The 14222-nt window shown below is 72.1% G+C and carries 14 protein-coding genes; 7 read left to right on the forward strand and 7 right to left on the reverse strand.

Features of this window, described 5'->3' with window-relative positions; translation table 11 throughout:
- Positions 1-46: 46 nt before the first annotated feature.
- The 5 genes from QJS33_RS12025 to QJS33_RS12045 all read right to left on the reverse strand — a co-directional run bounded on the left by QJS33_RS12025 (position 47) and on the right by QJS33_RS12045 (position 5849).
- Positions 47-2026 carry an AMP-binding protein gene (locus QJS33_RS12025; protein ID WP_306368042.1) on the reverse strand — a complete coding sequence of 660 codons (1980 nt, stop codon included), beginning with the start codon at positions 2024-2026 and terminating at the stop codon, positions 47-49.
- Between the two features lie 205 nt (positions 2027-2231).
- Positions 2232-3506, reverse strand: coding sequence for a multidrug effflux MFS transporter (locus tag QJS33_RS12030; protein WP_372339643.1), 1275 nt, complete (start codon positions 3504-3506; stop codon positions 2232-2234).
- A gap of 173 nt (positions 3507-3679) precedes the next feature.
- A complete protein-coding gene (locus QJS33_RS12035) occupies positions 3680-4114 on the reverse strand; it encodes a DUF3037 domain-containing protein (protein ID WP_306368014.1) in 435 nt (144 codons plus the stop codon).
- Positions 4111-4863 carry a HipA family kinase gene (locus QJS33_RS12040; protein WP_372339645.1) on the reverse strand — a complete coding sequence of 251 codons (753 nt, stop codon included), beginning with the start codon at positions 4861-4863 and terminating at the stop codon, positions 4111-4113. Before QJS33_RS12040 ends, QJS33_RS12035 begins: the two co-directional genes overlap by 4 nt.
- A 278-nt stretch (positions 4864-5141) precedes the next feature.
- Entirely contained in the window at positions 5142-5849 is a 708-nt protein-coding gene (locus QJS33_RS12045) for a hypothetical protein (protein WP_306368016.1), read from the reverse strand.
- A 161-nt stretch (positions 5850-6010) separates the two neighbouring features.
- Here QJS33_RS12045 and QJS33_RS12050 point away from each other — a divergent pair, with 161 nt between their 5' ends.
- The 5 genes from QJS33_RS12050 to QJS33_RS12070 all read left to right on the forward strand — a co-directional run bounded on the left by QJS33_RS12050 (position 6011) and on the right by QJS33_RS12070 (position 10652).
- The gene (locus QJS33_RS12050; protein WP_306368017.1) at positions 6011-7075 is read left to right on the forward strand and encodes a MoxR family ATPase; all 1065 of its coding nucleotides are present in this window, start codon (positions 6011-6013) and stop codon (positions 7073-7075) included.
- A 6-nt stretch (positions 7076-7081) separates the two neighbouring features.
- Entirely contained in the window at positions 7082-8041 is a 960-nt protein-coding gene (locus tag QJS33_RS12055; RefSeq protein ID WP_306368018.1) for a DUF58 domain-containing protein, read from the forward strand.
- A 34-nt stretch (positions 8042-8075) separates the two neighbouring features.
- The gene (locus QJS33_RS12060) at positions 8076-9023 is read left to right on the forward strand and encodes a VWA domain-containing protein (protein WP_306368019.1); all 948 of its coding nucleotides are present in this window, start codon (positions 8076-8078) and stop codon (positions 9021-9023) included.
- A gap of 142 nt (positions 9024-9165) precedes the next feature.
- Positions 9166-9894, forward strand: coding sequence for an HAD family hydrolase (locus tag QJS33_RS12065; RefSeq protein WP_306368020.1), 729 nt, complete (start codon positions 9166-9168; stop codon positions 9892-9894).
- Positions 9891-10652: an NUDIX hydrolase gene (locus tag QJS33_RS12070; RefSeq protein ID WP_306368021.1), complete on the forward strand. Its 762-nt coding sequence runs from the start codon at positions 9891-9893 to the stop codon at positions 10650-10652. Before QJS33_RS12065 ends, QJS33_RS12070 begins: the two co-directional genes overlap by 4 nt.
- A 10-nt stretch (positions 10653-10662) precedes the next feature.
- On the opposite strand, the gene QJS33_RS12075 is transcribed toward QJS33_RS12070, so the two are convergent.
- The gene (locus QJS33_RS12075) at positions 10663-11937 is read right to left on the reverse strand and encodes an APC family permease (RefSeq protein ID WP_306368044.1); all 1275 of its coding nucleotides are present in this window, start codon (positions 11935-11937) and stop codon (positions 10663-10665) included.
- A 238-nt stretch (positions 11938-12175) separates the two neighbouring features.
- Complete coding sequence (locus QJS33_RS12080) at positions 12176-12682, reverse strand: dsRBD fold-containing protein (protein WP_306368022.1); 507 nt, start codon at positions 12680-12682, stop codon at positions 12176-12178.
- Positions 12683-12822: 140 nt separating this feature from the next.
- On the opposite strand from QJS33_RS12080, the gene QJS33_RS12085 reads away from it, so the two are divergent.
- Complete coding sequence (locus QJS33_RS12085; protein ID WP_306368023.1) at positions 12823-13446, forward strand: class I SAM-dependent methyltransferase; 624 nt, start codon at positions 12823-12825, stop codon at positions 13444-13446.
- A 117-nt stretch (positions 13447-13563) separates the two neighbouring features.
- A complete protein-coding gene (locus QJS33_RS12090; protein ID WP_306368024.1) occupies positions 13564-14124 on the forward strand; it encodes a TrmH family RNA methyltransferase in 561 nt (186 codons plus the stop codon).
- Positions 14125-14222: the final 98 nt, after the last annotated feature.

Consider the following 14222-nt stretch of genomic DNA (forward strand, 5'->3'; position numbering starts at 1 on the left):
AAGGGCCCCGGGACTTCACGCCCCGGGGCCCTGCGCACACCCGCCCCTACTGCTCCCGACGCACCCGGTACAACCCGTCGATCTCCTCCGAGAACGCCCTCAGCACCGCCTCACGCCGCAACTCACCCGACGGATGCACCAACCCCGACTGCACCGTGAACTCCTCCGCCAACACATGGAACGACCGCACCGCCAAATGCCGCGGCACACTCCGATTGGCCTCGTACACCAACCCCTGCACCTCCCGCAGCAGATCCCGATCCCCCGCGATCTCCTCCGGCGCCATCGACAACGGCCGACCGTTCACCAACCGCCAGTACTCCAACTGATCCCGCACCAACGTGATCAACGCACTCGCGAAAGGCCGACCCTCCACGATCACCAACACCTGACTGATCAACGGATGCGACCGCAACCGCCCCTCGAACCCCGCCACCAACTCCGCATCCGACACCACCTGCGGCTGCTCGGCCTCCACCACCGGGAACGCCAACGTCGCATCCGGCTCCGGCACCGGACGCTCCACCACAGGCTCCTCCACCTCCACGGCCTCCACCACCGGAGCGGCCTCCACCGCAGGACGCGCCCCCCCGGCCGAGAACCGACCCGGCACCGCCTCCACCGCGGCCTGCGCCCGCAACCGGCCCCTCACCGACACGAACCCGTCACCGTCCACCGACCCCGCGAACCCCGTCGCCAACCACCCCTCACGAAACGCCGACCGCGTCCCGGCCTCATCACCCCAGTACCCCGCGAACACCGCACCACCGCGCACATGGGCCTCACCCTCACGCGACACCCACACCTCGCGCCCCTCCAACGCACGACCCACAGAACCCGGCACCCGCGCCCCCACCGCGTTCGCCGCGAACACCCCCGCCGTCTCCGCCGTACCGAACACCTGCATCACCGGCACCCCCACACCCCCGTAGAAGGAGTCCAACCGGTCCGACAACCCACCGCCCCAGCACACCACCAGATGCGCCCGGTCCCCCAACACCTCCCGCACCTTCGCGAACTGCCAGTCGTACATCGACCGCGACAACCGCTGCCACGCACTCTTCTTCGGCGAACGATCGAACTGCACCGCCGCATCCACCGCGGAATTGAACGTCCCCAACGAATCCCACCCCGTCGACCGGGCGCTCCCCCGCTCCCCCTCGAAGACCTCCTCCAACACCCCCGCACCGCACACCAACACCGACGGCCCGAACCCCCGCACCCGATCCAGGAACCGACCACCGCCCCCCAACCCCAACCGCACCCGACCCACCACACACGCCAACACCGTCGCCAGCCCCTGAATCTGCGACAACGCCGCATCCGACAGAGCCGTCGCCTTCCCCGGCCCCAGCTCCGCCACCCGCGGACCCAACCGATCCACCAGATCGGCCGCAGCCCCCACCAGCGCACCGTGCGACAACGCCACCCCGCGCATCCACCGCGACACCGTGCTCACCGGATACAGCACCACCGCCACATCCTCCGGCTCCGTCGCATCCCGACGGAACCGCACCGACGAAGCATCCATGTACGCACCCAACGACACGATCTCCGCCAAACCCGGCTCGAACCGCCACACCCGGCCCAGATCCGGCAGCTCCCGCTGCAACGCCGCCACCGCCCGCAGCGGACCCTCACCCTCCACCACAGCAGCCGCAGGACGCGTCTGACGCACCGCATGCACCACACGCTCCGGCGCAGCCGACACCGGCAACGGCACCAACACCGCCCGCACCGACCACACCGCGAACGCCAACCGCACCCAATCCAGGTGATCGGCGCACATCACCAACACCCGGTCGCCCTCACCCACACCGGCGGCCACCAACCCCTTGGCCACCCCCGTCACATCCGTCGCGAACGCCCCCGCGCTCACCGACACCCACCGACCGCCCCGACGCCCCTCCTCCGGCACCGAGAACAACTCCGCATGCGCATCCTCGGTCGCCGTCGCGTAGACCAGGTCGCTCAACCCGGACACCCGCCGGGCCCATCCACCGGGGCCGACACTCGCCTCGCCCATGACCACAGACCACTCATCCTCAAACAGCGTCGAAGAGCACGGACCCCACCGGCCCGCACAGAAAAGACATCCCGCACCAAGGGGGAAATAGTTCCCCTACAATGCCCAACCTCCCCCGCCCACGGCAACATGGAGAGAGCCACAAAACACCAAGGCCCCACAACCCCTGACATGGGGTCATGGGGCCAATGGGCACCCGCACCGATCACACCCGCGCACGCACCGCCGAACGCACCGTCCACACGAACGACACACCCGCCAACACCGCGGCACCTACCATCACCACGGCCATACTCACCAACGACGCCTCACCCGACGGCGTCAACCCGGCCAACGCCGCCACACCACCGCCCAGAGCGAACTGCAACGCACCCATCAGCGCCGACGCCGTACCCGCCACCGCAGCCGGCTGACCGTCCAACGCCGTCACCGTCGCATTGGGCATGATGAAACCCGTACTGAACATCATCAACGCCAGCAACCCCACCACCAGCCACAACGACTCCACACCCACCAGAGCCGCCACCAACAGACCCGACACCGCCGACAAACCCACCACCAGGCCCAGACCCAGACGCCGCAACGTCTCCATCCGACCCACCAAGAACCCGTTCACCTGCGTCCCCGCCAACATCCCCAGCGAGTTCACCGCGAACAACCACGCATAGGTCTGCGCCGACACCCCCAGCTCCTGCTGCGCCACGAACGAGAACGCCGACACATACGTGAACAACATCCCGAAACCCAGACCCAACGTCAGCACCGGCCCCACGAACCGCGCCTGACGCACCAACCCCACCACCGTCGCACCCAGCACCCGCGGCCCCTGCGCACGCCGCTCCGCCACCGGCAACGACTCCGGCAACCACACCAGCACCAGCACGAAGCTCACCGCCGACATCGCCGCCAGCACCCAAAAACTCAACTGCCACGGACCCACCAGCAACAACTGCGCACCCGCCAACGGCGCCAACAACGGGGCCAGCATCATCACCAGCGCCAACCGCGAGAAGAACCGCACCGCGTCATCGCCCTTGAACAGGTCCCGCACCACCGCACGCGAGATCACCGCACCCGCGGCACCGGCCACACCCTGCACGAACCGCAACGCCACGAACAACGTCACATCCGGCACGAACACGCACAGCACCGACGTCACCGTGAACACCGCACCGCCCACCAGCAGCGGAACCCGCCGCCCCCAGGCATCGCTCATCGGACCGATCACCAGCTGGCCGACCGCCAACCCCAACATGATCGACGTCAACGTCAACTGGATCTGCGCCTCCGAGGCCCGCAAATCCTCGGCGATCTGCGGAAACGCCGGCAGGTACATGTCGGTCGCCAACGGACCCACCGCCGCCAGCACACCCAGCACCAGGACCAGCAGCACCACCGACCGGCGCGCACGCGCCACCGGCGGCGCACCCTCGGCCGCCACCGGCCCGGGCACCGTGTCAGGGGAGTTCGGGGACTGCACAGGCCACTCCAAAGGATCTCGACGGGATCGAGGAAGAGAGTTCACAGAAACGAGAAGGGCCCCGGCACGTGGGAGCGCGACCAGGGGAGCCACTCCATCCCAACACCGGGACCCGCGAAAAATCTCCTTCAATAACCCCGAAACACCTGTGACATCCGTTACGGCACGGCACGCTACCTTACGAGTCGGTCCAGCAACCGCTCCACCTCGACCGCCGGATCCTCCGTCAACCCCCCGTGGATCGGCCCCGGCTGCACGATCGTGCTCCGCGGCGCCGTCAACCACCGGAACCGCTGCCCGGGCCGCTCCCGGCCCGCGGCACCCGCCACCGCACCACCCCGGCACAGGGCCTCCACGGCCTCCAGCGCACGCCGCACCCCGGCCACGTCCACCCCCGGGTCCAACGCCAGCAGCCGGGCCTCGTCCACCTCGGCACGGGCCGCCAGGAACGCCCGCTCCTGGCAGTACAGGATCACCCCGGCGTTCACGCACTCACCGCGCTCCACCCGCGGGACCACCCGCAGCAGCGCGTACTCGAACACCGCCCGGTCGCGGTCCTCGCCGACCCGGCCCGTCGTCACCGCATCGCTGTACCTGCGCACGCTCACCGCTCCACCTCCGGCAGCCACGAACGGTCCGACACCCGAGCGGCCAGATGGCGCACGTACGCCTCCCGCACCGCCTCCGGGGAACCGAACCCCGGCTCGCCCGCCAGCCACACGTCGGGCACCAGACCCACCACGTCCCGCAGCAGCTCCTCGGTCACCAACGGCGCGAACGCGGCGTCGGCGGCCGCCAGATCCGGCGACGACGGCAGCAGGACGTGGTCGGAGGCGTCATAGGCGCGACCGACGAAACGGTCCGCGTTGGCCCAGGAGTGGTGGAAGATCAGCGTCGCACCGTGGTCGATCAGGTACGGCTCCCCGTGCCACACCACCATGTTCGGGTTGCGCCACGACCGGTCGACGTTGCCGGTCAGCGCGTCGAACCACAGCACGCGGCCGGCGAACCCGGGGTCCACCCCGAAGGCGAGCGGGTCGAACCCCAGCGAACCCGGCAGGAAGTCCATCCCAAGGTTGAGACCGCCGCTGGCCTTGAGCAGCTCCTGCACCTCCTGGTCGGGCTCGCCCCGCGCGATGACCGCGTCGAAGTCCACCAGGGCCAGCTCCGGAACGGGCAGTCCCAGCGCGCGCCCCAGTTCACCGGAGATGATCTCGGCGACCAGTGTCTTGCGCCCCTGGCCCGCCCCGATGAACTTCACGACGTACATGCCGAGGTCGTCGGCCTCGACGAGTCCGGGCAGCGAACCGCCCTCGCGCAGCGGTAGGACGTACCGCGTGCCTGTCACTTCTTTCAGCGCCTTCACCACGCCGAACAGCCTAGGACCCCGCCGACCCTTCCCATCACCGGCGGCGGCCGTTCCCGGCCCCGCTACGGGCCGCTGAGCGCGTTCTCGCGGCCGGCCCCGGGGCCGCGACACGCCGATACCCCCTTCACTCCGGGGCTTGGGAAGGAGGGTGCGGCGTAGCCGCACTCCTTCTTTTTCGTCGTGTTGGCTTTTACAGTGAGGTCGCGCCGCCTTTACGACGTAGATTTATATGATCCGGCCGAGGCCGCGCCGGCCGCCGGGGGGCGTCAGAGGTTGTCCTCCGGGTTCTCGCTCCAGCCCTCCTCGCCCTCCCCCGGCGTGGGGACCACCGGGGTCGAGGGGTCGCCGTCCCCGTCCTCCTCCGGAGTGGGCCCGCTCTCCTCGCCGCTCTCCCCCGAGGGCCCCTCCTCCGGTACCGGCTGGCCCGGCACGGGCATCTCCGGCGGCGGGAACTGGAGCATGAACCAGTACAGCAGCGCCACCAGCGCCAGGATCAGCAGCAGGACCGCGCCCAGCCCGCCGATCAGCCACCAGTTGCCGCGCCCCTCCTCCACCGCGCTGTCACGGCGGCCCGCCCAGGGCGCCCACGGCACCGCGGGCCCGGACCGGGCACCCGCCCAGTGCGGCATCACCACCGGCCCCCGTGCGGCGACGCGGCCGGGCCGGCCGGCCTGCTCCAGGAACCGGGCGGCGCCCTCTCCCCCACCGGGGACCGCCACCCACAGCACCGAGCGGCCCTGGGTGCGCGCCGAGAGCACACCGGGGTCGGCCCGCACCGCGTCCGCGAACCGCTCCCGGGCCTGCGGGTCGGCCACCGCGCCCGGGTTCAGCACGGCCACCTCCACCGCCGAGCCCTCGCGGTCGCGCCCCAGGTAGACCACGCCCAGCGCGGACTCGCCCGACCGGCCCTGGAGCCGGTAGGCGCCCAGCTGGCGCGGGTCGCCCGCATTCAGTTCCATCAGGGGAGCCGTCACGCCCCCACCCCCTTCCGCCCCGCCCGCACCGCGTCCGCTCCGTCCCCTTCGGCGCGTTGTGCACCGGAACGACGTGCCCGGAGCGGGTAGTCTCGCCCACAGGTGAGTGATCCACAACCTATCCGGCGCCCCGGCGGGGCGCCGGGCCCGGAAGGCGGAACATGGCACAGTCCTCACCCGGCAACGGCGCGTCCCCCCCGGGTTCCGACGGCGCCCCGGGCGAGCCCACCCGGTTGCTGCGCGCGGCGCTGCACGAGGTGTCCACGGTCATCGTGGGACAGGAGCGCATGGTGGAGCGCTCCCTCATCGCATTGGTCGCCAAGGGCCACTGCCTCATCGAGGGGGTACCGGGCATCGCCAAGACCCTGGCGGTGTCCACGCTGGCCAAGGTGACCGGTGGTTCCTTCACCCGCATCCAGTTCACTCCGGACCTGGTGCCCTCCGACATCGTCGGCACGCGCATCTACCACCCCTCCACCGAGAAGTTCGACGTGGAGCTGGGCCCGGTGTTCGCCAACTTCGTCCTGGCCGACGAGATCAACCGCGCCCCCGCCAAGGTGCAGTCGGCCCTGCTGGAGGTCATGGCCGAACGGCAGGTCTCCCTGGGCGGGATCACCCACCCCCTCCCTTCCCCGTTCATCGTCATCGCCACACAGAACCCGGTCGAGTCCGAGGGCGTGTACCCGCTGCCCGAGGCCCAGCGCGACCGGTTCCTGATGAAGGTCGACGTGGGTCACCCCCGGGCGCACGAGGAGATGGAGATCCTGCGCCGGATGTCCACCGAACCGCCCACCGCGCACCAGGTCCTGGACCCGGTCACCCTGGGCGAGCTACAGGCCGACGCCGAGAAGGTGCACGTCCACCAGCTCATCGCCGACTACGTGGTGCGGCTGGTGATGGCCACCCGCGAACCCGAGGCGCACCAGATGCCGGACCTGCGCGGGATCCTGGAGGTCGGCGCGAGTCCGCGCGCCACCCTGGGCCTGGTGGCGGCGGCCCGCGCCCTGGCGCTGCTGCGCGGGCGCGACTACGTGCTCCCCGACGACGTGCGGGTGCTGGCCCGCGACGTCATCGCGCACCGCCTGGTGCTCAGCTTCGACGCCCTGGCCGACGGGGTGACCGCCGTCCAGGTGGTGGACCGCATCCTGGCGACGGTGCCCGCTCCCCGGGTGATCTGGGACGAACCGCCCAGCGGGGAGACCGCCTCGTTCGTCGCCCGCAAGTGAGGCCCCGTGACCTCCCTGGGGAACGACCCGCGGCTGCGCTCGGCGCTGCGCCGGCTGGACCTGCGCATCGTGCACCGGCTGGAGGGCCTGCTGCACGGTGAGCACATGGGCCTGCGCCTGGGGCCGGGTTCGGAGGCCGCCGAGGCCCGGCTGTACCAGCCGGGCGAGGACGATGTGCGGCGCATGGACTGGGCGGTGACCGCCCGCACCGACACCCCGCACGTGCGGGACCTGGTCGCCGACCGGGAACTGGAGAGCTGGACCCTGCTGGACCTGTCGGCGAGCATGGACTTCGGCACCGACCGGCACGTCAAACGCGAGGTGGCGGTGGGCGCGATGGTCGCCGTCACCCTGCTGACCCAGCGGGTGGCCGACCGGTTCGGGGCGCACTTCTTGCACCGGGGCGTGATCCGGCGCTGGCCCGCCCGTTCGGGCAACGAGGCGCTGCTGTCGCTGCTGGCGACGGTGGCGGCGGCCCCCACCGGGGACACCTCCCGGGAGGGCGGCGGTCCGGGGCTGGCCGAGGCGGTCGACGACCTGGTGCGGTCCCGGCGGCGGCGCGGGCTGCGGGTGGTGATCTCCGATTTCCTGGGCACCCCGGCATTCGGCGGCGAGGTGCCCTGGGAGCGGCCGATGTCGCGGCTGGCCTCCCGGCACCAGGTGCTGGTCGTGGAGGTGATCGACCCCCGGGAGCTGGACCTGCCCGAGGTCGGCGACGTGACGCTGCGCGACCCGGTGACCGGCCGGGTGCGCGATGTGCGGCTCAACCGCGCGGTGCGCGAGCGGTACCGTGAAGCGGCACGGGCCCAGCGCGAGGAGGTGCGGCGGGCACTGCGCCGCTGCGGGGTGCAGCATCTGGTGCTGCGGACCGACCGTGATTGGGTACTGGACATTGCACGGTTCGTGATCCACCAGAGGCGGACCGCGCACCGGCTGTCCCGGCACACGCCGGGGGCGCCGCGATGAGGGCGGGCCGGGCCTGGAGACGGGGGAGTGGGCGATGACCTTCCTGGAACCCGAGCGGTTGTGGTGGCTGCTGCTGCTCGTCCCGCTGGTGGGGGCGTACGTGTTCGCGCAGACGCAGCGGCGCGAGTACACGGTGCGGTTCACCAACCTGTCCCTGCTGGACCAGGTGGCGCCGCACCGGCCGGACGTGCGCAGGCACGTGCCCGCGGTGCTGTTCACTGGCGCCCTGGGGGTGCTGATCACGGCGATGGCGCTCCCGGCGATGCCGGTGGAGCAGCCGCGCGAGCGGGCGACGATCATCGTGGCGGTGGACGTGTCCCTGTCGATGGCGGCCACCGACATCGATCCGGACCGGCTGCGGGCGGCCAAGGAGTCGGCGCAGGGGTTCGTGGAGACGCTGCCGGACCGGTTCAACGTGGGGCTGGTGGCGTTCTCGGCGCAGGCGACGGTGGTGTCCTCCCCCACCCAGGACCACCAGGCGGTGATCGGGTCGATCGAGAACCTGCAACTGGGTCCGGGCACGGCGATCGGTGAGGGCGTGTTCGCGTCGCTGGAGGCGATCCGCGGGTTCGACGAGGAGTCGCAGGAGGATCCGCCACCGTCGGCGATCGTGCTGCTGTCGGACGGGGAGAACACCAGCGGCCGGGAGATCGACCAGGCGTCGGCGGTCGCCCGCGACCAGGGCGTCCCGGTGTCGACGATCGCGTTCGGCACGGGGGCGGCGATGATCGACATCGACGGCTACCAGGTCCCGGCGGACATCGACAAGGAGGCGCTCCAGGAGCTGGCGCAGATCACCGATGGGCACTTCTACGAGGCCGAGAGCGGAAACGAGCTGGACGGCGTCTACGAGGACATCGGCTCGTCGCTGGGGACCGAGACGGTGCACGAGGAGATCGTCACACGGTTCGTGCTGGTCGCGATCCTGCTGGCGTTGGCCACGTCGATCACGTCCCTGCTGTGGTTCCAGCGCCTGCCCTAGCCCGTTCCGCGGACACGTGACGTGCGTCGGCGACACCGCATGTGACCCTGGACACATCCCATTCGATGGGGTTTACCCCTTTTTCGTCATCTGCACGGGTTAGCGTTGGCATGTTTTGTCCTGCTCACCCAGTTGAGGAACGATGCCGAACATACCCGCTGCCCCGACCGCCATCTGCTTCGATCTGGACGACACCCTGATCGACGACGCCGCCGCGTCCTCGGCCGGGCTGCGCGCACTCATGGAGCGGATCGGCCACCCGGACTTCGGTGCCGCCCGGACACTGTGGGACGTGCAGACCGAGATCTCCTTCGGCGCCTACCTGCGCGGCGACCTGTCCCTGGAGGAGCAGCGCCGCGAACGGGTGCGCGCCCTGGCCGTCCAGGCCGGCCACTCGGGCATCGCCGACCAGCACTGCGACGAGCTGTACCGGCTCTACCTGGACGTGCACCGCTCGGCCTGGCAGGTCTTCCCCGACACCGTCCCCGCCCTGGCCGCCCTGGTCTCGGCCGGGTACCGGCTGGCCGTCCTCACCAACGGGATCGAGGCCCTACAGCACGCCAAGATGCAGGCCCTGGAGCTGACCCCCTACTTCCACACCGTGGTCTGCGCCGACAGCGCGGGCGCCGGCAAGCCCGACCCGCGCATCTTCCACCTCGCCGCCCAGCGCCTGGGCGTGGACCCCACCGCCTGCTGGCACGTGGGCGACCAGATCCAGGCCGACGGCGTGGGCGCGGTCGCCTCGCGCATGCACCCGGTCATGATCGACCGCCACCACGGCCGCCGCTTCGACGGTGTCACCACCGTCCACAGCCTGGACGAACTGCTGCGGCTGGTCGGCCTGCCCGCGGCCACCGCGGGGACGCTGTGATCCCCGCACTCCCCCGCCGGGTCACCGTGCACCTGGTCGCCCGCGGGCCGGACGGCCCCCGGCTTCGGGGCGCCCGGGTGCTGTTCGGCCAGGACCCCGCCGCCCTGGCCCGGAGCCTGGGCGGCCTGCCCGCGGACGCCCCGCTCATCGCCCTGGACGTGATCACCGAGGTCGCCTCCGCCCCGGGCCGGGCCCCGGCCCCGCTGCACGTGGACCGGGTGGTGTTCGCCACCCCCGACGCGGTCGGCGACTGGCCCGCGGTCCTGCCGCCGCAGGGGCTGGAGCCGGGCCTGGCCGAGCTGCTCCCGGAGGAGCCCGCCCCGACCGACGCCCGGCCGCGGCTGCGCCGCATGGCCTCCTACGGGATCGTCACCGACCCGGCCGGGCACATCCTGCTCAGCCTCATCGCCGACGGCTTCCCCGGCGCGGGCACCTGGCACCTGCCGGGCGGCGGCGTCGACACGGGCGAGGACGTGCGCTCGGCACTGCGCCGCGAGGTGCGCGAGGAGACCGGCCAGGACGGCGTGGTGGGCCGCCTCATCACGGTCTCCAGCCACCACCGCGTCCCGCCCACCGGATACGAGGTGTACGCGGTGTGGGTGTTCTCCCACGTGCACGTGGCGCACCCGGTTCCAGCCCGGGTGCTGGAGGAGGGCGGTTCCACCGCCGACTGCGCCTGGTTCTCCCCCGACCAGCTCGGGGACCTGCGCCTGTCCACCACGACCCGGCGCGGCCTGGAGTTCCTGGTCCGCGGCTGACGGGGCGGCGTCAACCGGCGGTGCGGGCGCCCAGCCGGTCGCGCACCCACCACAGGGCCGCGCCCAGGGCCAGCACCGCGGCACCGGCCGCGACCGCGTTCAGCGGCAGGCTGCACGCCAGCACCACACAGCCCACCAGGCCGCCCAGCGGCACCGGGAGCGGCGGACGGGGCTCGTCGGGGCCCAGCCGCAGCGCGGAGGCGTTGGTGATGGCGTAGTACACCAGCACCCCGAACGCGGAGAAGGAGATCGCCCCGGCCAGGTCGGTGAACAGCACCAGGCCCACCACGATCGCGGCGATCAGCGCCTCGGCGTACACCGGCACCCCGTGGCGGCCCCGGCGCGTCGCCAGCACCCGGGGCAGGTGTCCGTCGGCGGCCATCGCCGCCGTGGTGCGGGTGACGCCCATCAACAGGGTGATCAGGGCGCTCAGGCAGGCCACCGCGGCTCCGACGGCCACCGCCGGGACCGCCCACTCCAGCCCGACGACCCGGACCACGTCCACCAGCGGCGCCGTGGAGCCGATGAGCCGCTCCCGGCCCAGCACGATCAGCGTCCCGGTACCCACCACCAGGTAGATCAGCAGCACCCCGCCCAGCGACAGGGTGACCGCGCGCGGGATGGTGGTCCCCGGGTCGCGGACCTCCCCGCCCAGGGTCGCCACCCGGGCGTACCCGGCGAACGCGAAGAAGATCATCCCGGCGGCGCCCAGCACCCCGAAGGAGCCGGGCCAGGGGCCCAGCCCGTCGACCTGGGCGACGGCGGCCAGCCGCCCGCTCATCAGCATGGCGACCACCACACCGGCCAGTACCGCCAGCACCGCCGCCAGCAGGACCTTGACCACGAACGTGGAGCGGCGCACCCCCCGGTAGCCGACGGCGGTCATCAGCACCACGACGGCGGCCGCCGCGGGTCTCTCCCACCCGGGCAGCACGTAGGCGGCGAAGGTGAGCGCCATGGCGGCGCAGGAGGCGAGCTTGCCCACCACGAACGACCACCCGGCCAGGTAACCCCACAGGTCGCCCAGACGCTCGCGGCCGTACACGTAGGCGCCGCCCGACTCGGGGTGGCGGGCCGCCAGCCGCGCGGAGGACATCGCGTTGCAGTAGGCGACCAGCCCGGCGATGAGGATCGCCACGGGCAGCCACGCCCCGGCCCCCTGCGCCGCGGGTGCGAACACGGAGAAGACCCCGGCTCCCAGCATCGCGCCCGCACCGATGGCGACGGCGTCGACGGTGCCGAGCACCCGGGCGGGTCCGGCCTGCGGTGATGAGGTGGTCAACAGGGCGTCTCCTTGCCTGGTGGACGTCGATGGCGGGCCTCCCGGCCCGGGGCCTCCCTCCGGTGGACGCTTCGAGTGTGCCCGATCCCGGTGACCGTCGGGTGCGTTCCCCCGGTGGTGAGTGTGGCCACTTCCGGACCGAGGGGTGTCGGTCCCGGGCGGAGCGGACAGGGCGGGACCCCCGGCCCTGCGGGTCCGGGGGTCCGTCGCCTCGTGATCGCCGCCCGGCGGGCGGGCCCGGTCAGGTGGGCCGCCACGGGGTGCCGGTGTTGTCGTTGATGTCCTCGGCGGCGACCTGGCGGAGCTGGCGCGAGAGGTCCGACAGCGCCCGGGAGACGGCGAGCTCCTCGCCGATCTCGGGGACGTCCATGTCCATCGGGTGCTTGCGGGCCATCCCGTGACCGCGCAGCGCCGTACCGTCGTCGGCGACCATGCCCACCTCGGCCCAGGTGCGGGCGGCGTCGCCCTCGTTCTCCTCCGAGATCACGACGTCGACGTTCCAGCGCTTGGTCGTGTGCATCTGCGCCCCCTCCGTGCTCGTCCCGGCCCCCGCACCGGGTGGGTGTTCTATGTGCGCGTCCGGTCCGGGGTAGACCAGGGCGTCGTGCCCCTGTTCGGCGTCGAGCCAGTGCACCTGGTACGGGGGGCCTCCTCCGTTCCCCCGGATCCCGGTGACGATGCCGGTCCGACGGTGCGCGTCCGCGCGCTGGCTCTCGATGACCAGACGATCTCCTACCTGTGCTCGCATGGGTTCCCCCGCCATCCCTCGGATAACTCCATCTTCCGCACCCTGCGCCGGGTCGTGTCGGTGCTTGACACGTCGTTTCCCGCAGCATGCGAGGTTTTTGCCGGGCGTGGGACGTGCACCGGTGCTGGTACCGTCACGGCGTGGCCCAGCACTACTTCGACTCCGACCCGGACGCCGCGAGCCGTCCCTCCACCGCGGACCTGGTCCTGCCCGACCTGCACCTGCGCCTGCACACCGACCGCGGGGTGTTCTCCCCCGACAAGGTGGACCTGGGCACCCGGGTGCTGCTGGAGTCGGTCCCGGCCCCGCCCGCGCGGGGACGGCTGCTGGACGTGGGCTGCGGTTACGGGCCGATCGCGTTGACACTGGCCTCCCGCGCCCCCGCCGCGCAGGTGCTGGGGGTGGACGTGAACTCCCGCGCGGTGGGCCTGGCCCGCCGCAACGCGGCCGGACACGGGCTGGGCAACGCGCGCTTCGCGGTCGTCACCCCCGAGGGGGAGCCCGCCGAGGAGGACGCCCCCGACCTGGCCGGCCCCTTCGACGCGATCTGGTCCAACCCGCCGATCCGCGTGGGCAAGGACGCCCTGCACACCCTGCTGCGGGTGTGGCTGGGGCGGCTGTCGGAGCAGGGCGTCGCCCACCTGGTGGTGCAGCGCCACCTGGGCGCCGACTCCCTCCACAAGTGGTTGGCGGACCAGGGGTTCCCGACCGAGCGCACCGCCTCCCGCGCGGGTTTCCGCGTCCTCGCCGTTCGTCGCGGCTGAGACCTTTCCGTCCCCTTGTGTCCGGTCACACGTGCACGTCCGGGCCCCGCCCGGTAACCTGGTGCGCACACCCGGTCCCGGGTGACCATTCACGTACCGCCGAGGAACACACCGCAGTTGAGCACGCAGTTGCGCCCCACCGACGTCAAACGCCTGAACCGCCAGTGGCGCAGGAGCACCGGGGGACGCCTCGCCCTGATCGTCGAGTCGGTCACCCAGCCCTACAACCTGGGTTCGATCCTGCGCACCTGCGCGACCCTGGGTGTGGACCGCCTCTGGCTCGCCGGCAACAGCGCCGACCCGCTGGACCCCAAGGTCGGCAAGACCGCCCTGGGCACCGCCGCCAAGGTGGACCACGTCCGGGTGGGCTCCACCGCCGAGGCGCTGGCCGCCGCCCGCGGTGACGGGTACAAGGTGGTCGCCCTGGAACTGGCCTCTGGGGCCGTGCCGCTGCACGCCGCCCCGCTCGACGACGACGTGTGCCTGGCCGTCGGCGCCGAGGACCACGGCTGCTCCCCCGCCCTGCTGGCGGGCGCGGACGCCGTCACCTACATCCCGCAGATCGGGCGGGTGGGATCGCTGAACGTGGCCGTGGCCACCGCGATCGCGCTCGCCGAGGCCCGCCGTCGCGAGTGGGCCTCCCTCGGTGGTGAGGCGAACGCCCCGATCGGGAACTGATCAGGTGGCGGGAACTTTTCCCCGCCGTCCTTCGTCCTTGATCGCGTAGCAGGCCTCCCACCTGTCACAGCCGTACCATGAACGGCATCACCTGAGCG

Source organism: Nocardiopsis sp. CC223A (genome assembly GCF_030766825.1).
In the GTDB taxonomy this organism is placed as follows: Bacteria; Actinomycetota; Actinomycetes; order Streptosporangiales; family Streptosporangiaceae; genus Nocardiopsis.

Excerpts from the sequence above, each read along its gene's own strand:
- QJS33_RS12060 (WP_306368019.1), top strand. The coding sequence starts at position 8,076 with ATGACCTTCCTGGAACCCGAGCGGTTGTGGTGGCTGCTGCTGCTCGTC.
- QJS33_RS12065 (WP_306368020.1), top strand. The coding sequence starts at position 9,166 with ATGCCGAACATACCCGCTGCCCCGACCGCCATCTGCTTCGATCTGGAC.
- QJS33_RS12080 (WP_306368022.1), bottom strand. The coding sequence starts at position 12,682 with ATGCGAGCACAGGTAGGAGATCGTCTGGTCATCGAGAGCCAGCGCGCG.
- QJS33_RS12025 (WP_306368042.1), bottom strand. The coding sequence starts at position 2,026 with ATGGGCGAGGCGAGTGTCGGCCCCGGTGGATGGGCCCGGCGGGTGTCC.
- QJS33_RS12050 (WP_306368017.1), top strand. The coding sequence starts at position 6,011 with ATGGCACAGTCCTCACCCGGCAACGGCGCGTCCCCCCCGGGTTCCGAC.